The sequence below is a fragment of the Deltaproteobacteria bacterium genome (assembly GCA_016874755.1).
Lineage (GTDB): Bacteria > Desulfobacterota > Binatia > UBA9968 > UBA9968 > DP-20.
Window position 1 is genome coordinate 66,461 of sequence record VGTH01000023.1, and the last position, 20,875, is coordinate 87,335.

Consider the following 20,875-nt stretch of genomic DNA (forward strand, 5'->3'; position numbering starts at 1 on the left):
ACGTCTAAGCAACAAGTGAAAAAAACCGTTCAACCAACTGTGCCAAGCGCTCTGTCGCGGCGTCATTTTCTGCGCCTCACCGGAACGGCGGCGGCAGGTCTGCCCATCCTATCCCAAGCCGGGTGCGCGCCGGCGGTGGTCGATTCGCCCAACGGCGACACCGGGCTTTCGTTGGGCTACACGGCCGGCGAAGTGACCGCGGATGGCGCGATGATCTGGCTGCGCGCAGCACCCGGCTCGCGCTTTGTGCTGCAATACGGCAAGGATCCCACGTTGGCGCAGTACAGCGCCACGCTGGAGGCTGGCCTGCGTGAGCTGTCCGATTTTACGGCGCAGACGACGCTGCGCGGGCTGGAGCCCAATACGATCTACTATTATCGCGCCCAGGTCAGCGGCAAGAAGCCCGGACCGATAGCGCGATTCCGAACCGCGCCGCGTCCAAACGATCTGGCCAAGATCACGTTTTGCTTTAGCGGCGATACGCGCGAGACTTACAAACCTTTCACCGTCATGGACGCCGTGCGCGCGCAGCAGCCGGGTTTCTTCGTTCATCTCGGCGACACGATTTATGCCGATCGCGCCGGCGCGGCGCGCACGCTGCCGGAGTTCTGGGCCAAGTATCGCGCCAATCGCGACGACGCCGCGACCCAGCGCTGCTTCCAGGGGATTAGTTACTATCTGATTTGGGACGATCACGAAGTCGCCAACGATTATTTGCCAGGCCACCCGCTAGCGGCCATGGGCCAACGGGCGTTTCTAGATTATTGGCCAATCCTTAACGACGGGCGCGAGCCGCACCGCATCTACCGTTCTTTTCGTTGGGGACAAGCGCTGGAGCTGTTTCTTCTCGACACGCGCCAGTATCGCGATCCGGTCAAAGGGACAATGCTCGGGCGCGAGCAAAAGGAATGGCTGTTTGACAAGTTGGCGGCGTCGGGCGCGTTGTTTAAGTTCATCGCAACCTCCGTGCCGATGTCCGGCGGCGGCGCGGACCGCTGGGATGGCTATCCGAAAGAGCGCAGCGAGGTTTTGAATTACATTAGAGACAAAAACATTCGCGGTGTGGTGTTCATGAGCGCCGATTTGCACCATGCGGCGATCACGAAAATTCCCAATGGCAATGGCCTGCGCGACATTACCGCCGGCCCGCTCGCCGCGTCGCTCAATCGCGTCACCAACAGTGCCAACTCACGCTACGAATATTATCTGGCGCAGAACTTCAATTTCGCCAAAGTCACCGTCGATCCCAAGGACAAAGAGCCGCAGGCGCTGATCGAGTTCATTGATCAGGACAACGTGACGTTTCATCGGACGCAGATTCGGGCTTAGGAATAATCTCGCGCAGAGGCGCTGAGAGCGCAGAGATTCAGAGTCGTATCTTCCTCCGAACTCGGCGGGCTCAGCGCCTCTGCGCGAGAATAATATCTGGCACTAAATTTCGTTACGCCGATGTTGCAGCGCTTCGGGATTGATGGCGCGGGTCAACTTGCCTTCCATATAATCGAGGATGTTCGCCACTGCATTGTTGGCGAAGCCCTCGAAGCCGGAATCCGTCGGCCAGCCGAGGTGGGGCGCGAGCACGACGTTGTCGAGCTTGAGCAGCGGGTGGGTTTTCGCAATCGGTTCTTCGACGAAGACATCGAGGGCCGCGCCAGCGATGGTTTTCTCTTGCAGCAATCTCACCAGCGCGATCTCGTCAACGATGGCGCCGCGCGCGGTATTGACCAGATAGGCCGACTTTTTCATGAGCCGGAGCTTGGGCTCACTCAGCAAGTTCTTGCTCTGCTCGGACAATTTCAAGTGAACTGACACGACATCGGCGCTCCGGAGCACGTCGTCGAGCGGCATGAAGGTCGCTGCCGATTTGGCGGCGCGCTCTTGTGTGAGGGTTGGCCCCCAGGCGATCACGTTCATGCCGAAGGCGCGCGCGATGGCTGCGACTTCGGTGCCGATCTTGCCGAGGCCGAGAATGCCGAGAGTTTTTCCTTTCAACACGTAGCCGAGCACAAGCGGCCACTCGCCGCGGCGCAGGGCTTGATCGCTGTGCGAGATTTTGCGCATGACGTCGAGCATCAAGCCGAAGGTTAGTTCCGTTGTGCTGTTGGCGCCGGGGGCGAGCGAGACGACGATGCCGCGCGCGGTCGCTGCCTCCATGTCGATGTGGTAGGCGTGGTTGCCGGTTTGCGAGATCAATTCCAGCTCGGGCAGCTTCGCTAGCAGGGCCGCGCTGAACTTGGTCCGTTCGCGGATTGGGATGATCGCGGCGCAGCCTTTCAGAGCGCTCATCACCGCGTCGTCACTGCCAAGCTTCTCCGTGAAGATTTGCACTTCGGCTTTTTCGCGCAAGCGCGCGATCGCCGCCGTTGGCGCAATGGCGTGTTGGTAGTCGTCGAGGACGGTGACTTTCATGCGGAAAGGAGTGCTGGAGTATTGGGTTTGGATTCCGTCATCCCGAGCGCAAGCGAAGGATCTGCTTTCCCGCGCCGAGAAGCAGATTCTTCGCCTTCGGCTCACAATGACAGCAGGCTTAAATCACGGCGATGCCGGCGATCTCGATCAAATAATCGGGATGGGCCAGGCCCTTGCAGATGACCAGCGTGCTGGTCGGGCATTTCTTCTTGTACTGCTTCATGCGCACTTCGTTGTAGCCCTCGCGGTATTTGCGATCGACGATATAGGTCGTCGTCATCACCAGATTATCGATGGTGCCGCCGGCTGCTTTGAGCACGGCGTTGATGTTGGCGTAGACCTGTTCGGTCTGTTTGCGAATGTTGCCTTTGCCGACCACTTTGCCGTCTTTGTCAGAAGCGGTTTGCCCGGCGATGAACAACAGCTTGCCGCCGGTGGTTTGGATCGCCTGCGCATAGCGTGGGCGCGGGTCGCTGAGAGCCTTCGGTTGAACGTCTTTACGAGCCATGGGTCCCCCTGGGTTAATGGAGTATTGGAGTGCCGAGTGTTGGGTCCGGATTCCCATCACTGCAGCATTCCACCACTCCAATACTCCAGTTCCGCCCCCGCTGTCTACTTACTCGGATATCTTTTTGCGAGCTCGTTGAAGAAACCGTCTTTCTCCATTTCCTGGAGAAAACTCAAATCGACGAACTGCTCGGGCTTAAAGTTCTTGGCGTTGGGCAGCGTCGGTGCCAGCACGTCGAGCATAAATTGAATGCCTTTGAGGGTGGGGTAGGGTTTCTTCGGAATCGACTTGATGTAGCCATTATAGGAATCTTCCAACACGGTGGGGTCGGTGGTGCGCATGTATTTGGAAAAGACTTTTTGCGCCGCGGCCTTGTTGGCGTAGATCAAATAGATCGCCTCGACGAAGCCGCGCATGGCGCCGCGCACCACGTCGCGGTTGTTGGCGATGTAGGCGCGCGAGGTGGCAAAGCCGTTGCCCTGCACCTCGACGCCGAGGTCGCCGATGGAAACATGCTCGACCAAGCCGGCGCGGCGCGCCAGGGGCGCCGCCGAAGAAGACAGATACGTCGCATCGATCACACCGGATTGCAGCGAAGCGATGCGTTCGGTGTCGAGGCCCGCGGGTATGAGCGTGAAGTCCTTGAGCTCGGTGCCTAGATGCCGAGCGAGAATAATCGACCCGTAATGGGTCGCCGAGTTGAAGCCCGTGATACCGATGCGTTTGCCCTTGAGCTGCTCCAGTTGGGTGATGCCGGGACGGGTAAAGACGATCAAGTCGTATTTTGTTTCCACGGCTGCGGTGAGCACGAGATTGTGCCCCTGGATGGTCGCTTGCACCACCGTGCCGATGTTGACGATCGGTGGATCGCCACTCACCAGCGCCTGGGTCGCCACCTGGCCGCCACGAAACAAGATGGGCTCAACTTCCAGGCCGTATTTCTGAAACAGTCCCATCTCGCGCGCCACCCAGACGTTGCTCTGGCGAAAGCTCAGCGACGGGTAGCCGATGCGAATCTTCTTCAGCGGTGTCGTCTGCGCAACCGCGACCTGTGCGAAAAGCCATCCGACCGATAGGATGGATAACACCAATAAGACGAATCGTTTTTTCATGCGATGCAACCAACTCCTGCTAGTTTTTAAAGCCGGCTAACTTTTGCGCTTCTTCGATCATGGTCGAGTCGACAAAGTCGCCCAGGGGCGGAACCTTCTTGTCTTTGTAGTGACCTTCCTTGGCGCGCAGCTCCATGGTCTTGTCCCAAGCGGCTTTGACCACGGCGCCGCTGCGGGTAAAGGGCTGGAACTCCTCGACCATGAACTTGTAGTCCTGCTCCGCGGCCGGGCGCGTGCCCTTGAGAACTTTCTGGTGAATCGCCAGGGCTTCTTCTTTGTTCTTGCGATCGTAGAGCCAGGCGGTCGATTCGATGGTCGAGCGCAGGTAGCGCACGATCGCATCGCGATTGGTTTTGACAAAGTCCTGATGGGCGAAATCGACGGTGAACTGAATGGGCCCGAGAATTTCGTGGAAGGTGATCAGCTTGTTAAAGCCCTCGCGCGCCGCGGTAAAGTTAAAAGGCGCGCCCATGAAAGTCGCGTGCACCGAGCCGCCTTTAAGCGCGGCGTAGCGCTCGGGCGAGGTGCCGACGACGAGATACTTATAGTCGGTGTCCTTGAGCTTGTAGGCCTTTTCCAAGACCTCTTCGACCATCAGCGTGGTCCCGCCGGTGAGGGTGCTGACGCCGATGGTTTTGCCCTTCAGGTCGGCGCCGGTTTTGATCTCCGGCCGGGTCATCAGATCGTAGGCGATCTTGTCCTGGATGCCGCTGACGATCTTCATCTTGGCGCCTTTTTCGATGCCGCCGATGACATAGTCCGGATTGATGCGCCCCATGGGCACGGTGTTGCTGATCACGGCGCGCACCAAGTTGGTCGAGCCGCGGATCAATATGACTTCGACGTCGAGGCCATTTTTCTCAAAGATCTTTTTCTGTTGGGCAACGTAGATCGGCCAACTCGACGAAGTATGGCCGCTCTGGGCAAAGCGCATCTTCATCGGCGCAGCGTCGGCAGCGTACAAGGCAATGGGGACCAAGCAACACAAGGCAACAGCCGACAGGCGTGAGGCGACAGTGAGACTCTTGTGGCGCATGATTTTCCTTTCGAGTTTATCCAACATTCCAATACTCCAGCACTCCAACATCCCGTGTCCTAGAGTTGGGCGAAGCCGCCGGCAGCTTTTACTTCGTGCTCTATTTGCTTCCATATTTTATTTTCCAGTTCAAGAAACTGCGGGTGGGACTTAATATCCATGTCCCTTGGACGAGGGATGGGAATGTCAAATTCAGACCGGATCGTGCCTGGGCGGTGGCTGAAAACGATAACCCGGTCCGAGAGCAGCACGGCCTCGGCGATCATATGCGTGACAAAAATGACGGTCTTTTTGGTTTCGGCCCAGATGCGCAACAGCTCGAGCTGCATGAAGTTGCGGGTTTGGGCATCGAGGGCGGCAAAGGGCTCATCCATTAAGAGTATGCGCGGGTTGATCGCCAGTGCGCGGGCGAGGTTGACGCGCTGCTGCATGCCGCCGGAAAGCTCGTGCGGGTAGTGGTTCTCGAACCCGTTCAAGCCGACTAGGTTGAGAAATTTTTTCGCGATCGCCTCTGCATCTTGGCCGTTGTTGCTTCGGCCTTCGAGCCCTAGGAGCACGTTGTTCAAGCTGGTGCGCCAGGGCAAAAGCGAAGCTCCCTGAAAGACAAAGCCCATCAACAATTCATTGCTGACGTCGTCGGCGGATTTGCCGTCGAGAAAAATCTGCCCGCCGGAGTGCGGCATCAGGCCGTTGATGACTCTGAGCATAGTGGTTTTGCCGCAGCCGCTCGGGCCGACGATGCTGACGAATTCGCCTTCGCGCACCGACAGATTGATGTCTTGAAGATGACGAACGGGTCGCGCCCCGCTCGGGGAATCTCTTTGCTGAGATCGCGCAGCTCTAGAACCGGTCCGCCCATGATCACCCCCCCTGCGGCTCGCTCCGCCACGGTGTCAGGTAGATTTCGACACGGCGGACGATTTCAAACCCGAGTATGCCAAGAATCGCGAACAGCGCGACGCCGACAAACAGCACCGGCACATTGAGCGTCTGGCCGGCAAAAAAGACCAAATAGCCCAGTCCTTCGGTGGCGCCGAACCACTCGGCGATGGCGACGCCGGTCAGGCCACGGCCGATGGCCAGACGAATGCCCGCCAAGATAAACGGCACCGAGGCCGGCAGCAAGATTTTGAAAAATAGCGGCCAGCGGCCGAGGCGAAACGAGCGCGCCAACTCGACGAACTCCCGGTTGACGACGCGCATGCCGTAGTAGGAGTTGATCAGCACTGGAAAAACACAGCCGAGAAAGACGATGGCGACCTTCGAGCCTTCGCCGATGCCGAACCAGAGGAGCAGAACCGGCGCAAAGGCGATGCGCGGCGAGGTGTAAAGCGTCGTCATCCATGGGTTGATGTAGTCGCGGATCAGCGGGCTCAGGGCCATGGCGAAACCGATGGGCACACCGGCCAGCACGGCCAAAAGAAAGCCGTAGAAAAATATCCGCGAGCTGGCGAACAAGTGCGCGTAAAGCTCGGCGGTGACAAAGAACATTTCGTGGGCCTTGGTCAAAACTTCCCAGGGCGAGACCAGCACCGCAGTGTCCTTGATGATGACTTCAGAGACGTAGTGCCAGGCCAATAGCCCGAAAGCCATGGAGCCAAAACGGAGTAGTATGGCGTGGAAGTCTCGTTGGGTTTTGTTCATGCTGGAGGAGCCTAGCGATGCGAACGGTCGAGGCAAAACCCTTCCGGAGCGGACGCGTGTCCTCGCTCGGCTCGGAATCTCAAATCGCAAATTTCAGATTTCAGATTTATTGCCATTTGAGATCTGAGATTTGAGATGCCGAAGGCTCTGCTCCTGCGGCGTTCCGCCTCGATCGCCAGCTCTCATTGATCTTTGCTTTTATAGCTAACCTTCCGACGACCACTCGGCGCTCTGGCGCCACGGCGCCACGCGCTTTTCGAAGCGCTTGATCAGGTTGAAGCTCACCAAGCCGATGGTGGCCAGCAGCGCCACGGTGACAAATAGTTTCGGGCTGTCCCAGGTCTCGGACGAGTCGCGCAGCAAAAATCCCAGCCCGGCGTTGGATGCCATCAGCTCCGCCACGACCACGGCGAGGAGCGCGCGGCCGACGCCCAGGCGCATGCCGGTAATGATATAGGGCAGGGCGCCGGGGAGGCGGACTTTCCAGGTAGTCTCCCAGTCTGACAGGCGCATCGACTTGGCCAGCTCCAACCACACCGGGTCGAGGCTTTTGATGCCCGCCGCGGTGTTGATGACGATCGCCACCAGGGTGATTTTGAAGACTACGATAATCTTGGAAATGATGCCGATGCCGAACCAGATGATGATCAATGGCACCAATGCGATCACCGGAATGGAGTAGAGCATCGCCAGCCACGGATCGAGCACGTCGTCGACCCACTTGTACATGCCCATCAAATAGCCGAGCAGCACGCCAACGAAGCAGGCAGCGGCAAAGCCGTAGGTGAACTCGATCAGGGTGGCTTGGAAGTGTTTATTGAGCTCGCCGCTGCGTAACAGCTTCCAGAACGAAGCCGCGACACTGCTTGGCGGCGGGATCAGCAACTCGTTTTCCAGCAGCAGCCGCGCCAATAACTCCCAAAGCGCTAAGCCGCCGCAGATCGAGACGATGCCGCGGCTGATTTCCTTTCGTAGGGGGAATAGTGTCATCGGAGGGTCGAGGATGGAGCATGGAGGATAGAGGATGGCGGGGCGCCATCTGCCATCTTCAATCCGCTATCCTCAAATTCTGCCAACAAGGTAATCAAGTCGATCGACACCAGGCACTAACGATATAGCTCCGGATCGGCGCCCCTATCGGCACCGGTCTGGATGCGCGGGAAGACGGAGACGCCGCCGGGACGACCTTGGACCATGAAGTCGACCGGGATAAAGCCTTGTAGGAGGGGAATGGGCATGCGCACGCCGGCAAAGCCGCCGCGCGAATCTGAACCCACCGCGAGCTGATTACCGCCTAGGCCGGTGGGCAAAGCGCCGGTTAAGCTAAAGCGGCTGGCCGAGATGCTGCCTTGCATGGGCGGCAGCTGGTATTTGCCGCCAGGATTGAGCTCGTTTTCGCTCAGCATGCTGGCGTCGAGCACTCGGTCGAAATTGGGCACGGAGCCGTTGGCTTCGCGCACCAGCGAGAACGTCGCGTCGTAGTTGTCTTCGGGCCGTTCGCGGCGCCGGTCGCGCTCGCCGCTGACCACCGAGCCCGGCAGATTGCGGATGCCGCCGACGCTGTCCTTGGCGCGCTGGTTGACGTCGGCCTTGGCGACGTCGAGATTTTTTTGCCGCAGGCTGACAAAGAAACGCTCGGAGGCGCTGCGCGAAAGCGGATAGGTCTGGCTGCGCACTCCCCAGGGGGTTTGGTAGTGGACCAACAGCTCGTTGTCACCGAGCAAGTTTACGCCGCGCTCGGCGATTTCCATGTTGCGTGGGTTGCCGTCGAAGAGAGAAGCTTTGAGACCCAGTCCCGCAGGACCAAAAAGTTCGGGATTTTCCATGAGGAACTGTTTGCTCATGCGCAGCCCGCGGTTGTCGTCTTTGGCCAGCTCGGCGAGCTTGCGGGTCGCCTCCGCCGCGGTCACGCTGCCCGGCGCTTCGTCCACCGCCGCAGTGAGGAAATATTCGCGGGCATTGCGGTCGCCGGTGCGCGCCGCGGCGTTGAGGTAGGCGCTCGCGGCCTTTTCTTTCACCGCGGCAATTTTCTCCTTCGGCGCGCCCGCCAGCTCATGGTAGGCGAGGGCTTTTTCAAACATGCCTTTGTCTTCGTAGGCGGATGCCAGGACTTTGTAGATCTCCGTGGCTGAGCTGGAACTCGGGTGGCTGCGCACATAGGCCACGCCGGCGTCGATGACCGGTTGGGCGGATATCGGATTGTTGGTCGTCACCTTGTACAGATTTTGCCCCATCATCACGGCGTTGACGAAACCTAAAGAAACCGCGCCGGCGGGACCGGCGGCCGCCATGGCACCGGCAGCGAATAACAGATTTTTCTTGAGCAGATCTTCGCCCAAGAGCACGTATTTCATCGACTCCAACTGCCGATCGCTGCGGGCGTTTTGGAAATTGCCAAATAAGTTGTATTCGCGGCTTTGCAAGAGTGCGCTGACGCGCTTTTTGGTGTCGGCGTTGATCGAATAGCGTGCCACGTCGCCGAGCACTTTTTTGGCCTCTTCATGGCGGCCGCGCATCTCCAGCGCCACCGCTTCGGCGTCAAGGGCGGCGTCGGCCAAAGGCTGGTTGCGATATTTGCGTCCAAGGTCGATGGCGAGCCGCTCGATCTGATTGACGTCGCGCAGGCTCAACGCCTGCAGCAAGCGCCGTGCATCGTCCGCTTCGGCAGGCGGCGTTTTGCGCTCGGGCTGTACTGCCAAGCCGGATTTCTTGCTTTTTTCGGTTTCGGCCGTGAGTTGGTTCAGCTCGGCTAAAAGTTTCGCCGCATCTCTCGATTCCGGATCGAGGTAGGAGGCGAACTGGGCGTGAAACAACGCTTGATCGAGATCGCCTTTGCCCTTGGCTGCATGGGCTTTTTCCAGTTGTTTGCGCACCAGCACGCCGCGTTTGGTTTTTTCCGAGGCGTCGATGCGCTTCAGGATCTCCCTGTTGCGCGGATCGTTGGGGTAGCGCTTCAAGTGCGCCAGGTCGCGGGCCAAAGCGCGCCGCTCTTCCATGCGCATATCTTTATCGGCCAAGGCGTAGAGCTGTGAGATCACGGTTTCGGCCGCCGCGCCGATGTAGTTGCCCGAAGCGACGCTGACCAAGTCGACCGAGCTCAACATGCGATTCAACACACCACCCCAGTTGTTCAAGCGGCTTTGGCGCGTGAGTTGATCGGCTTGATTCAAGTCGTCGTGATTGATGATGGATTCGAGATATTGTTTACGCTCGGGCGTGGCGGCGTTTCTGAGCGCGTCCTTTTGTGCGGCGAGATAATGCTCGCGGTCGGTGATCTTGTTGTTGACCAAGTCCTGCACATGATCGGTTAGGCCGGTAACCGTCTTGTGTTCTTTCTGCAGGCGTTGGTCTTGGTCTTTGAAAAATTTTAGGTGGTCTTCCAGTGTGTCTTGGCGCCGGGTCAGTGTATCCACCAAGAGATCGCGGATCTGTTTATCGGTTTGATCGGGAAAGAACTGCGGCCGCGCTGGCGGTTTTTCGAAGGGATCGAAGTCGGGGAGGGGGTTTAAGATTCTGTCGAACGCGTCGCGCTCTTGGCTCCAACCCGGATCAGCTAGGAGAGAGCCCGTGGCGAGCACGAATACTGCCAGCAGCCGGCAAAGCTCTTGCCTCATCGACTCAACCTCGCGATTTTTTCCATCAAGCCGCGCATGGCTTCGATCTTGCCCTGGGCTTCGATTTTCTCGACCACACCGTCCACCTGCACCACTTCCGAGTAATATTTAAGTGCTGACTTAGCAAACTGGTCGAAGACTTTGAAATCAAAACTCAATCCCTCGGGATCGTACTGGCCAGCGTACTCTTTTGCAAGGATGGCGTAGAAATCGCCGAAGTCAATCAAATAGCGGTGGATGTTCTTGCTTTGGCGATGTTTGGTGATGAGTTGACTGTAGCCGACGATGACAATTTGATTGCCTTCCTTCAGGCGGTAGCGGTTGGCTTCGACGAAGGCGACCTTGGCGCGGTCGATGCGCTCTTCTTCGACGCGGGCGAGATACTCATAAGGCGTGCCCGGATATTTTTGGATCAGCTGATTCCAGGCCGCCACTTTTTCGTCGAGGCCGGCGATGTATTTGAACGGGTCCACTGCCGGCAGTGGCTTGTCGAGAATACGCAGGAACTGGTCGAGGAGCTCGGCATTTTTGGCTGCTTCGGCGCCGAGGCGCCCCTCGGTGTCTGAGACCTTGCGATAAAGGTTGGCCGCCTGGTCGTACTCGCGCAGGCGCTCGAGGGCGAGGGCCTTGTTGTACTGCACGATGTCGGTGAACCGGCCAGGGTTTTTGCGCTCATAATCTTCTAACCGCACCAAGGTCGCTTTCATGATGTTGATCCCGGTGACGTCCTTGGGGATCGTAAAGCGATAAGTGTCTTCCTTGGCGAGGCGCTGAAAGTCCTTGACGATGTCGAGAAGGTCGCCGGCGGGAAGGTAGCGCGTCTCCGGCGTCGCCGCGCGTGACGAACAGCCGGCACAAAAGAACAATGCCACGGCAACGAGAATCGTAATAGCGGGCGATAACTTTTCGGCTGTGAATCTCAAAATGTTCTTGGCCGAGGAGCGCGGAGATTGAATTTTTTCGAATGATTCCGAGAATTTCTCGGCAAGTCAAGCTTAGCGAGGACTTATACGGTGGTCACGAGCACATAAAAGAGCACCAGCTCGCCTTTTTTGCCCGCGGCGAAGTCATGCGGTGTGCCTTTGGGGATGTGGCAGATCATGCCGGGCCGCAGCGCCGTGCGCTTGCCACGGATGCGCAGCCGTCCGGTGCCCTTCACGATATGGCAGATGACGTCTTGGTCGTCGTGGTTGATCTGTCTTGGATCGGATTTCTTGGTGGGCCGAAAGGCGATCAGCCCGCTGGTGAAATTTTTTTCTTTGAAGCAGTCGGCGTGGCGCAACTCGTCGTTGAAGGTTTTTAATGCCTTGAGCGATGTTTTTAGGTTTATGAGTTTCATCGCTTGAACAGGAAAGGCAACAGGCAACAACCGTTTCGACGATTCCGAAACTATTGACTGTTGCCTCACGCCTGTTGCCTTCATTCCGTTACCGCCGCGACGATCTCTTTAATCGCCTGCTCGGCTTTATCGTTGGGCACGCGGCAGGAGCCGACCACTTTATGGCCGCCGCCGCCGTAGCGGTTGAGCAGCTCGCCGACGTTGATGGTCGCAGTCTTATTGAAAATGTTGTAGCCGACGGAGATCGCCGTGGTGTTTTCCCGCTGGGTGTCGTAGTTCACCTTGACCGAGATGTTGCCATCGGGGAACAGCGTGAAGAGCAAAAAACGATTGCCATCGGGAATGTCTTTGATGCCGCGCAGGTCGACGTAGATCACGTTCTTTTTCATGGTCGTGCGTTCGAGCAAGATCTTGCGCAGCTTCTCCTGGAAATCGAGCACCTTTCGACAGCGCCGCGCGACTTCCGGCTCTTTCATGATTTTTTCCAGCGGTTGGTCGCGTAGTAGGTCAATGACGTTGCGCCAGTAGGGCTCGTCTTCGGCGTAGCGGCCGTCGGTGGTCATCGACAACAGCACGTAGTCTTTCGGGTTGAGCACGTCTTCGCGGGTAAGCTGCCCGGCGTCGACCTTGTCGGCGTCTTGCAACAGATCAACCATGCGGTCGGTATTGAGAAAGGGCAGTATCTGATCGGCCGGAAACGCGCTTGGCTGTTCCCGTTGCTCGACGCCACCGGTGCGAAAGCGTTTGCCTAATTCAGTGTAATATTCGTAAACCACCCGCGCCGCGCTCGGCGCCAGCCGAAAGCCGCCCTTGCGCAGCATGATCGGTTGATCGAACTCCGGCATCGTGTTGGTGATGTGGTGGTCGAACCAGAGTGTGCAATTCCTGTTGTAGGGGAGGTTGGCGATGATGTCGCCCGCACGAATATCAACCTGGCCGTCTTGCATGAACTTCGGTTCGACAAACAGGTAGGAATCGACCTGCTCGAATTTTGTGATGAGGGCGCCGCAAACCAAGCCGTCAAAGTCGGCACGAGTTACCAGTCTCACGCTCGCAAAACCTCCTCGGTGGGTGTCAGAGGCAAACTGAAGGCGGTGGCGACGCCTTCGTGCGTGACTTTGCCGTCAATGGTGTTGAGTCCTTTGGCGAGGGCTTTGTTGCGCGCGAGGGCTTGGGGAAAACCGCGGTTGGCTAGCTCCAGGCCGTACGAGAGCGTTGAGTTGGTTAGAGCATAGGTCGATGTGTGCGGCACGATGGCCGGCATATTAGTAACGCAGTAATGAACCACGTCTTCTTCGAGATAAATCGGATCGCGAAGGGTGGTTGGCCGCGACGTTTCGGCGCAGCCGCCTTGATCGATGGAGATGTCGACAAACGCCGAGCCGGGTTTCATGCGCTTGGCGAGCGCGCGCGGTATCAGCTTGGGCGCTTGGGCACCGGGAATCAAAACCGAACCGACCACCAGGTCGGCTTCGATGACTTCCTCTTCGACGTTGGCGCGATTCGACATCAAGGTCGTCACATGGCCGCCGAGAATGTCGTGCACGTAGCGTAGCTTGGTGGGGTTGATATCGAGAATGCTCACGTAGGCGCCCATGCCGGCAGCCACTTGGCACGCCGCGGCGCCGGACATGCCGGCGCCAAGAATGACCACTTTGCCGGGGCGCACTCCGGAGGCGCCGCCAAGCAGCACGCCGCGGCCGCCGTTCTCCGCTTGCAAACACCAGGCGCCAACCTGAATCGATAGCCGCCCGGCGATCTCGCTCATCGGCGCCAACAGCGGCAGTGAGCCGTCGTCGAGCTGAATGGTTTCGTAGGCGATGCCGGTCACTTTGCGATCGAGCAGCGCCTTGGTGACCGACTCCGCCGCCGCCAGATGCAAGTAAGTGAACAATATCAAGCCCGGCCGCATCAACGGAAATTCCGACGCCTGGGGCTCTTTCACTTTCATGACCATGTCGGCCTGGCGCCAAACTTCGTCGGCCGCAGCGATGATAGTCGCGCCGGCGCTGCGGTACATCTCGTCGCTCAAGCCGCTGCCAACGCCGGCATTTTTTTGGACAAGAACTTTATGATTGCGCGCGACGAAACCGGCAACGCCGGTCGGCGTGACGGCGACGCGGTTCTCTTCGGTTTTGATTTCTTTAGGAACGCCGATGATCACGAAATGAAAAAGTACGCGATGCCAGCTGAAAATGCAAAACCAATGGAAAATGGAATCGAAAGGCAACCCTTGTGGTTGCCCGTAATCAAGCACAAGGCCGGGCCCTACCGATTCAACGACCAAACCATGATCGCCCAGCCTGCAAGGAATGCCAGCCCGCCGATCGGCGTGATCGCACCGAGCCAGCGCATGCCGGTGGCGCTGAGCAAATAGAGCGAGCCGGAAAAGATGATGATGCCGATGATAAATGCCCAGCCGGCGGCATTGAAGTTGGCCTCGGGCCATCGGCTCGCGCCCCAAGCGACCGCCAACAAGCCCAGTGCATGGTACATCTGGTAGCGCACGCCGACCTCAAAAATCGCCAACATGTCCGGCGTCAGTTTATCCTTCAACGAGTGGGCGCCAAAAGCGCCCAGGGCAACGCCGATGAAGGCGGCGATGGCGCCAGCGGAAAAGAAAAATTTTTCCATGATTAGAAAAGGGGTGATTCACCACGAAGACACGAAGAGCACCAAGGGGCTGAGCAAAAGAATAGTTCCGGACTTCGTGTCCTTCGTGTCTTCGTGGCGAGTAATTCCTATAGCTCAGGCACCGCGATTGAGCGCCACCGTCATCGCGCCTTTTTGCACGACGATCTGGCGGTAGTCTTTGCGTTTGCTTAGCGCGTCGAGCAGGTTGACCAACGGCTGGCGCGCGGTGAGATATTCTTTCGGGGCACCGGCGGCGCGCATGACTTCGATCTCTTTCACTTCGAGATTCCAACGTAAGAGAAAATCTTCGTCGGAGCAATTCTCGGCGTTCATCTTTTTACGCAGCTCGGCGACCGACGGTTCCGGGGGCGGACGTTCGGCCCATTCTTTGGCGCGCGGGCGATCCATAATTTTGGCTTTGACCGCCGGGTCCATTAGCTCCGCGCCTTCTTTGCCCCAGTAGCCGCAGGCGTATTGGATGATCTGGTCGGTGACTTCTTTGTAGCGCTCGCCGACGATGACGTTGATCGCCGCCTGGCTGCCGACGAACTGTGACAGCGGCGTGACCATGATCGGATACCCCAGCTCGGCGCGCACTTGGATGGTTTCTTCCATGGCCTCTGCGATCTTGTGCTCCATGCCGACTTTGCGGAGCTGGAAACGCAGATTGGAGATCATGCCGCCCGGAACCTGATGTTGATATTGCGTGTAATCGTATTCCACCGGGGCGCCGGTGGGGAAACCTTCGCGTTTGGCGATGTAAGTGAAATGGTCCGCCACCGGCCGCAGGATGTCTTCGTCGATCAGCGTCTTGTAGCCCAGTGCTCGCAAGTTTTTCGCTACGTTGAACAGCGACGGATTAGAAGATGCGTCGGCGAGCGGCGGAATCGCGGTGTTGACGATCCTGATGCCTAGCTTAACGGCTTCAAGACAACAGAGCGGACCAAGCCCGGTCGTGCAGTGGGTGTGCAGTTCCACTTCGATGCCATTGGCATTCTTCATGACGATCGGCACGAGCGTCTGCACTCGCTCGGGTGTCAGCAGGCCACCGGGATCTTTGAGGCACAGGCGATTCACTTTTAGCGACGCCGCCTGGCGCGTGCGCTCGGCGAAATATTCGTCGCTGTGTTTGGGCGAAACCGAATAAATAATGTTTAGCACCGGGTTGATGCCGACGTCACGCGAGACCTGGGTCTTCCACGTCCAGCCTTCGAGCTCATTCCACTCTTCGGAGATGCGCGCTTCGCGAATGCCGTTGGCGGCCATGCGCTCCATGAACAGCCGGTACATCGAACGGGGCGTGAGATCGAAGGCGCTAAAACGTCCAGCGTTCAAGCGCAAGGGCGTGTTTGGCATTCGCTCGCGCATGAGCTTGACCCGCGCCCAGGGGTCTTCCTTCAATTCGCGCACGCATTTTTTCAAATGCGAGCTGGAGATTAACTCGACCGCATCAAAGCCAGCGCGATCGAGGGCCTCGGCCGCGGGCAGCATCATGCCCGTGGTCATGTTCTCGGCCCACAGGCTTTGATGGCCGTCGCGGATGGTGGTGTCTACGAATTTGATTCCGTCCATAGCGAAATTTGTAACTAGGTCGAAGTCGAGTTTTTCACCACGAAGTGACACGAAGAGCACGAAGGTAAGAACAACAATTATTTCCGAACTTCGTGTCCTTCGTGCCTTCGTGGTGAAGGGTTTTTCTTAAAGCGTGATGCCCAAAAACTTCACCGCGTTGTCCAGCATGATCTTCTTGCGGATTTCCGGTTTCATGTTCACCTGGGCAAACTCTTCCAACCAGCGCTCGACGCCGATGGCGGGCCAGTCGGAGCCGAACAGCGCTTTGTCTTGGATCAAGGTGGTGATGTTGTGGATCAGCTCCGCTGGGAAATATTTCGGCGCCCAGCCGGAGAGGTCGATGTAATAATTGCCTTTGTGGCGGGCGATGGCCAAGCTTTCCGCGGTCCATGGCCAAGTCGGGTGGGCGCTGATGATTTTTAGTTCCGGAAAGTCAGCGCAGACTTCGTCGACGTGAATCGGTTGGCTATATTTTAACTTGATGCCCATGCCGCCCGGGGTGCCGGCGCCGGCCGCGGCCATGCCGCCGTGGAACAAAATCGCCATTTTTAACTTGGCGCACTGTTCCCAGATCGGGTAGAAGCGCGGGTCGTTGGCATAGAAATGCTGGCGCGCCGGGTTCAACTCGCCCATGCCGATCAGGCCGAGATCATGGCAGCGTTTGACTTCGTCCACCGCCAGCTTGCCGGTCCAGGGGTCGATGGCGCCAAAGGCCATGAAGACGTCGGGATGTTTTTTCACTGCGCTGGCGACGTGATCGTTGGGGAGCGGGGTCAAACCCGTGACCGTTTCGTCGCGGGTGTTCATGATCACAGCCATCATCTTGCGCGCGCGATATTGGTCCGCCATCTCATCGATGGAAACCGGCGGCCGCTCGCGGCCGAAGTAGCGCGCCATCTGCGCGGTACGATCGCCCTTCGCTTTTTGACTCGCTTCATCCGATAGATGAACGTGTATATCGATTGCGACGATGTCTCTTGCCATAGAAAATCTGCCTCCTGGATTAATTTAGTTTCTTATTGCATTCGTGCTGACTAGTTTCAACCGGATTAACGTCTAGCGTTCAGGGTCTACCGTCTAGCGTTGGCCGGATCAGACGTGTTTCAAACGCCAGACGCTAGACCCTAGACGCCAAACGCCTTAGGCGCGCTTTTCCATCGTCACCGAAAAGCTCGGCGTCTGGACAAAGATCTGGCGGTCCTTGGTGCGTTTCGATAACTCTTGCAGCAGGTTCACCAGCGGCTGCTCCGAGTTCAGATATTCCAGCGGCCGTTTGTTGGCGCGCATGTAATCGATATCGTCTTTGCCGACGATCCAGCGGAGCAAGAGCTCTTCGTCCGACGTGCCTTCGGCGCCCAGGCGGCGGCGCATTTCGTCCGGCGACGGCTCGTCGGGCGTCCACTTGGCCCACTCTTTGGCGCGCGGGCGATTGAGGATCTTGTCCTTGATGTTGGGGTGCATGTCGCGCGCGCCTTCGGCGCCGGCGTGACCCAGCGCGAACTTGATCACCTGATCGGTGACTTCTTTATAGCGCTCGCCGACGATGACGTTGATTGCCGCTTGGCTGCCGACAAACTGCGAGAGGGGAGTGACCATGATCGGGTAGCCGAACTCTTCGCGGACTTTGATGGTTTCTTCGAGGGCTGCGGGGAATTTATGTTCCAGGCCGACCTTGCGCAATTGAAAGCGCAAGTTAGAAAGCATGCCGCCGGGCACTTGATGCTGATATTGCGTGTAGTCGTATTCCACCGGCGCGCCGATGGTGAAGCCCTCGCGCTTGGCGATGGCGGTGAAGTGGCGCGACACCGGTTTTAGAATTTCTTCGTCGATATCGGTTTTGTAGCCGAGCGCGCGGGCGTTGCGCGCGACGTTGAACAACGACGGGTTGGAGGTGTCGTCGGCGAGCGGCGGCAGCGCGGTGTTGATCGAGCGAATGCCTAGCTCCATCGCTTTGATGCAGCAAAGCGGACCTAACCCCGTCGTGCAGTGTGTGTGCAGTTCGATGGGAATACCGTTGGCGTTCTTAAAAATGATCGGCACCAGGGTGTCCATGCGCTCAGGGGTCAGCAATCCACCGGGGTCTTTGAGGCAGAGCCGATCCGGCTTGATCGACTGCGCCGCAGCGCGGGTGCGCTCGGCGAAATATTCGTCGGAGTGTTTGGGTGAGACCGAATAGATCAGGTTGAGCACGGTTTGCATGCCCGCGCGCTTGCACTCGCCGACACGAAATATCCAGCCCTCGGGATCGTTCCACTCATCCGAGATGCGCGCCGATTTAACCCCGTTGGCAAACATGCGCTCGACAAACAGCCGGTACATCGATGGCGGGTTGTATTCGAAAGTGTTGACCCGCCCGGCGATCAGCCGCAGCGGCGTCTTAGTAACAATTTTCGAGATCAGGCGCACACGCTCCCAGGGGTCTTCTTTCAACTCGCGCACGGTCTTCTTGAGATGGGAGCCGGAAATTAGCTCGATGCCTTCAAATCCTGCGTCATCAAGGTTCTTGGCAATCGGCAGCATCATGCCCGTGGTCATGTTCTCTGCCCACAAGCTTTGATGGCCATCGCGGATGGTGGTGTCGACGAACTTGATTGTTTCCATGGTCGCCTCCGGCGAATCTCAAATCTAAGATTTCAATTTCATAACATGAAGAGGAGTGAAAAGCATGACTCTAAATCCCGCGGCGTTGACTCCAATATGCAGAAGGACCAAAATCTTGAACCATAATCGCTATACAACAGGAAGAATCTCAAATCTCAGATTTCAGATCTCACAGTAAGATCGGAAAATATCTCTCGGCAGCTCTATGGCTAAACAAAGCGGCGGTGGAGTACCGTAATCGCCCGAAATAAACCCATTTCACGCTTCTTTATGAGATTTGAAATCTGAGATTTGAGATTCCTAGGCCCGTGATCTTCCTACGACTTATACCGCCACAGCTGCGGAATCGCCGCGCTGATCGCAAAGATCATCACAAAACACAGCGCGCTGCCGAGCAAGAGCGCATTGGGCGCGCCGATCCATTGAGCGGCGGCGCCGGCCAGGATGGCGCCCAAGCCATTGGTGGCCTGGGCGAAGACGGTGATGAGGCTCGAGGCGCGGCCTAACATGCCGTCGGGGGCGAGGAGCTGCACGACGGTGCGTCGGATGGCGACGCTGACGGAGTCTGTGAAACCAAGAATCAGCGTGCTGGCCACCGCCATCCAATACCAGTTTGAGACGCCGAGCAGAGCTAGGCTGCCGGCAAAGATCAGCGCCGCGACGATGACCAGCACGCCTTTACGCTGGATGTTGCCGATCATCAAAATGACGAACGAGCCGATGATGGCGCCCGCCGACGGTGCGCCGTAAAGCAAACCCAAGCCCGACGCGCCGGTTTTGAAAACGTCGGCGGCAAAGATTGGCAGGATCGGCCGGTAAAAGCCGACGAGCGTGACGCCGAAGTCGAGCAGAAATAGCGAGAGGATAATCCGCTGCGCCCAGATAAACTCGATGCCTTCGAAGATGCTGCGCAGATTTACGCGGCGTCTGTCTTCCGGCACACCCGAGATATGCATCGAGAAAATTGCCAATCCGGCCGGAACAAAAGTCGCGATGGTTAGGAAATAGGTGTTGACCAAACCGACCTGATCGATGAGCATGCCGCCGATGGCGGGGCCGAGGAGAAAGCTGCACTGTATGATGATCGTATTCAATGTGACAGCGTTCATCATATAGGCCTGCGGCACCAGCCGTGGAATCAGCGCCGAACGCGCCGGCCAGTTGAAGACTTCGACCAGGGCGCCGAAAAATCCCAGGGTGTAGATATGCCATACCTGGATGGTGCCGCTAAGGGTCAGTAGGCCGAGCAGTAGGCTAGGAATCAATTGCAATGCGACGGTAACGACCAACAGTTTTTTTCGATCGAAGGCGTCGGCCACGGCGCCGGCAAACAGACCAAAGATGACGAAGGGAAAGGCCTGGGAGAACCCCGTGAGACCGAGCTGCAAAGCCGAGCCGGAAATTTCATAGACCTGGTACAAGCCCGCGACATTGCGAATCTGAATCGCCACGGCGTTGCAGACGCTGGCGATCCACACCATGCGATAGTCGCGAAAGGCGAGCGACGCCCAGGGCCGAACCGCTTCGGCGGACGTAGCTGAATTGTTAGTGTCAGTTTGTGCCAAAGAGCTAACGGGTGTGCACGAGATTTAGTCTTGCCTTATAACGTGCGTGAGAAAGAAAAGCGATCTAGATGCGGGGCTGTCACTCCGAGCAAAGCGAGGTATCTCGTCTCACTGGAGAGGGAGATACCTCGCTTTGCTCGGAATGACAACGACGCCGGGTTCAGCTTGCGTGAGCGTGTGTGTTGCCGGCAATCGCGGCCTGCGGAATATCTTCCAACACGCCCCGGCCGTCGGCTTCGTCCAGAACTGCTTGAATGGTCTTAAGCAAATTGCGCGCGCCCTCAACGCTCAATTCCACGGCCACGCGTATGCCAGGCCCCTTCGATTCATCGACGAAGTCGATGTTTAAGGCGTGTTCCAACGGCATGTCGTAGGGATGGTCGTAGGACACATTGGCCTCGCGCACTTCGACCCAGTCGCCGCCGTTGTTCTTACCGCGGCCCTGGATCTTGGCTTGATGAGTAATCATCGTGCACATATCGACTCCTAGACTACTTCAAAGTCTTTTCCAGGAACGCCATGACTTTTTTCCAGCCGTCCACGGATTGCTCCTGGCGATAGGCCGGGCGGTCATAGTAGAAAAAGCCGTGGCCGGCCCCGTCGTAGCGGTGAAATTCATAATTCTTGCCGCACTTTTTCAACTCGGCTTCATGTTGATTCACTTGCTCAGGGGAAGGCGATTTGTCGTCGTTGCCGAATAGACCGATCATCGGGCAGGAAAGATCCTTGGTGTAATCGATCGGCGCCACCGGTCGTTTGGGCGTGAGCTCGTCGGGCTTTTGGACGACGTTGCCGCCCCAGCATTCCACTAACGCATCAAAGCCTTTCAATTTGCAGGCGG

Annotated in this window: 19 protein-coding genes and 1 pseudogene; 1 reads left to right on the plus strand and 19 read right to left on the minus strand. The window is 57.8% G+C overall.

The window, feature by feature from the left end; all coding sequences use genetic code 11:
- Positions 1 to 15 precede the first annotated feature (15 nt).
- The gene (locus FJ145_15160; GenBank protein MBM4262755.1) at positions 16 to 1,329 is read left to right on the plus strand and encodes a hypothetical protein; all 1,314 of its coding nucleotides are present in this window, start codon (positions 16 to 18) and stop codon (positions 1,327 to 1,329) included.
- Between the two features lie 102 nt (positions 1,330 to 1,431).
- Here the strand turns inward: FJ145_15160 and FJ145_15165 are convergent, their stop codons facing one another.
- The 19 genes and pseudogenes from FJ145_15165 to FJ145_15255 all read right to left on the minus strand — a co-directional run.
- Positions 1,432 to 2,409: a D-2-hydroxyacid dehydrogenase family protein gene (locus FJ145_15165; protein ID MBM4262756.1), complete on the minus strand. Its 978-nt coding sequence runs from the start codon at positions 2,407 to 2,409 to the stop codon at positions 1,432 to 1,434.
- Positions 2,410 to 2,527: 118 nt separating this feature from the next.
- On the minus strand, positions 2,528 to 2,974 hold the full coding sequence (locus FJ145_15170; protein MBM4262757.1) for a RidA family protein: 447 nt from the start codon (positions 2,972 to 2,974) through the stop codon (positions 2,528 to 2,530).
- 47 nt (positions 2,975 to 3,021) lie between these two features.
- On the minus strand, positions 3,022 to 4,029 hold the full coding sequence (locus tag FJ145_15175) for an ABC transporter substrate-binding protein (protein ID MBM4262758.1): 1,008 nt from the start codon (positions 4,027 to 4,029) through the stop codon (positions 3,022 to 3,024).
- Between the two features lie 19 nt (positions 4,030 to 4,048).
- A complete protein-coding gene (locus tag FJ145_15180; protein MBM4262759.1) occupies positions 4,049 to 5,179 on the minus strand; it encodes an ABC transporter substrate-binding protein in 1,131 nt (376 codons plus the stop codon).
- Positions 5,125 to 5,841, minus strand: coding sequence for an ABC transporter ATP-binding protein (locus FJ145_15185; GenBank protein MBM4262760.1), 717 nt, complete (start codon positions 5,839 to 5,841; stop codon positions 5,125 to 5,127). Before FJ145_15185 ends, FJ145_15180 begins: the two co-directional genes overlap by 55 nt.
- An 85-nt stretch (positions 5,842 to 5,926) precedes the next feature.
- Complete coding sequence (locus tag FJ145_15190) at positions 5,927 to 6,709, minus strand: ABC transporter permease (protein ID MBM4262761.1); 783 nt, start codon at positions 6,707 to 6,709, stop codon at positions 5,927 to 5,929.
- A gap of 204 nt (positions 6,710 to 6,913) precedes the next feature.
- Positions 6,914 to 7,699: an ABC transporter permease gene (locus tag FJ145_15195; GenBank protein MBM4262762.1), complete on the minus strand. Its 786-nt coding sequence runs from the start codon at positions 7,697 to 7,699 to the stop codon at positions 6,914 to 6,916.
- A 116-nt stretch (positions 7,700 to 7,815) separates the two neighbouring features.
- Positions 7,816 to 10,323, minus strand: coding sequence for a hypothetical protein (locus tag FJ145_15200; GenBank protein ID MBM4262763.1), 2,508 nt, complete (start codon positions 10,321 to 10,323; stop codon positions 7,816 to 7,818).
- Positions 10,320 to 11,246, minus strand: a complete 927-nt coding sequence (locus FJ145_15205) for a hypothetical protein (GenBank protein MBM4262764.1) — start codon at positions 11,244 to 11,246, stop codon at positions 10,320 to 10,322. Before FJ145_15205 ends, FJ145_15200 begins: the two co-directional genes overlap by 4 nt.
- An 83-nt stretch (positions 11,247 to 11,329) precedes the next feature.
- Entirely contained in the window at positions 11,330 to 11,746 is a 417-nt protein-coding gene (locus FJ145_15210) for a cupin domain-containing protein (GenBank protein MBM4262765.1), read from the minus strand.
- Entirely contained in the window at positions 11,743 to 12,711 is a 969-nt protein-coding gene (locus FJ145_15215) for an exopolyphosphatase (GenBank protein MBM4262766.1), read from the minus strand. Before FJ145_15215 ends, FJ145_15210 begins: the two co-directional genes overlap by 4 nt.
- The gene (gene ald / locus FJ145_15220; GenBank protein ID MBM4262767.1) at positions 12,708 to 13,826 is read right to left on the minus strand and encodes an alanine dehydrogenase; all 1,119 of its coding nucleotides are present in this window, start codon (positions 13,824 to 13,826) and stop codon (positions 12,708 to 12,710) included. Before ald ends, FJ145_15215 begins: the two co-directional genes overlap by 4 nt.
- Before the next feature lie 104 nt (positions 13,827 to 13,930).
- Positions 13,931 to 14,296, minus strand: a complete 366-nt coding sequence (locus FJ145_15225; GenBank protein MBM4262768.1) for a DUF423 domain-containing protein — start codon at positions 14,294 to 14,296, stop codon at positions 13,931 to 13,933.
- A gap of 114 nt (positions 14,297 to 14,410) precedes the next feature.
- Positions 14,411 to 15,868 carry a hypothetical protein gene (locus FJ145_15230; protein ID MBM4262769.1) on the minus strand — a complete coding sequence of 486 codons (1,458 nt, stop codon included), beginning with the start codon at positions 15,866 to 15,868 and terminating at the stop codon, positions 14,411 to 14,413.
- A 126-nt stretch (positions 15,869 to 15,994) separates the two neighbouring features.
- Positions 15,995 to 16,852, minus strand: coding sequence for an amidohydrolase (locus FJ145_15235; GenBank protein MBM4262770.1), 858 nt, complete (start codon positions 16,850 to 16,852; stop codon positions 15,995 to 15,997).
- Positions 16,853 to 17,008: 156 nt separating this feature from the next.
- On the minus strand, positions 17,009 to 18,469 hold the full coding sequence (locus tag FJ145_15240) for a biotin carboxyl carrier protein (GenBank protein ID MBM4262771.1): 1,461 nt from the start codon (positions 18,467 to 18,469) through the stop codon (positions 17,009 to 17,011).
- A gap of 317 nt (positions 18,470 to 18,786) precedes the next feature.
- Entirely contained in the window at positions 18,787 to 20,034 is a 1,248-nt protein-coding gene (locus FJ145_15245) for an MFS transporter (protein ID MBM4262772.1), read from the minus strand.
- Positions 20,035 to 20,284: 250 nt separating this feature from the next.
- A pseudogene (locus FJ145_15250) lies at positions 20,285 to 20,503 on the minus strand (hypothetical protein).
- A gap of 22 nt (positions 20,504 to 20,525) precedes the next feature.
- The coding region (locus FJ145_15255) for a dienelactone hydrolase family protein (protein MBM4262773.1) at positions 20,526 to 20,875 on the minus strand (350 nt) is incomplete at its 5' end.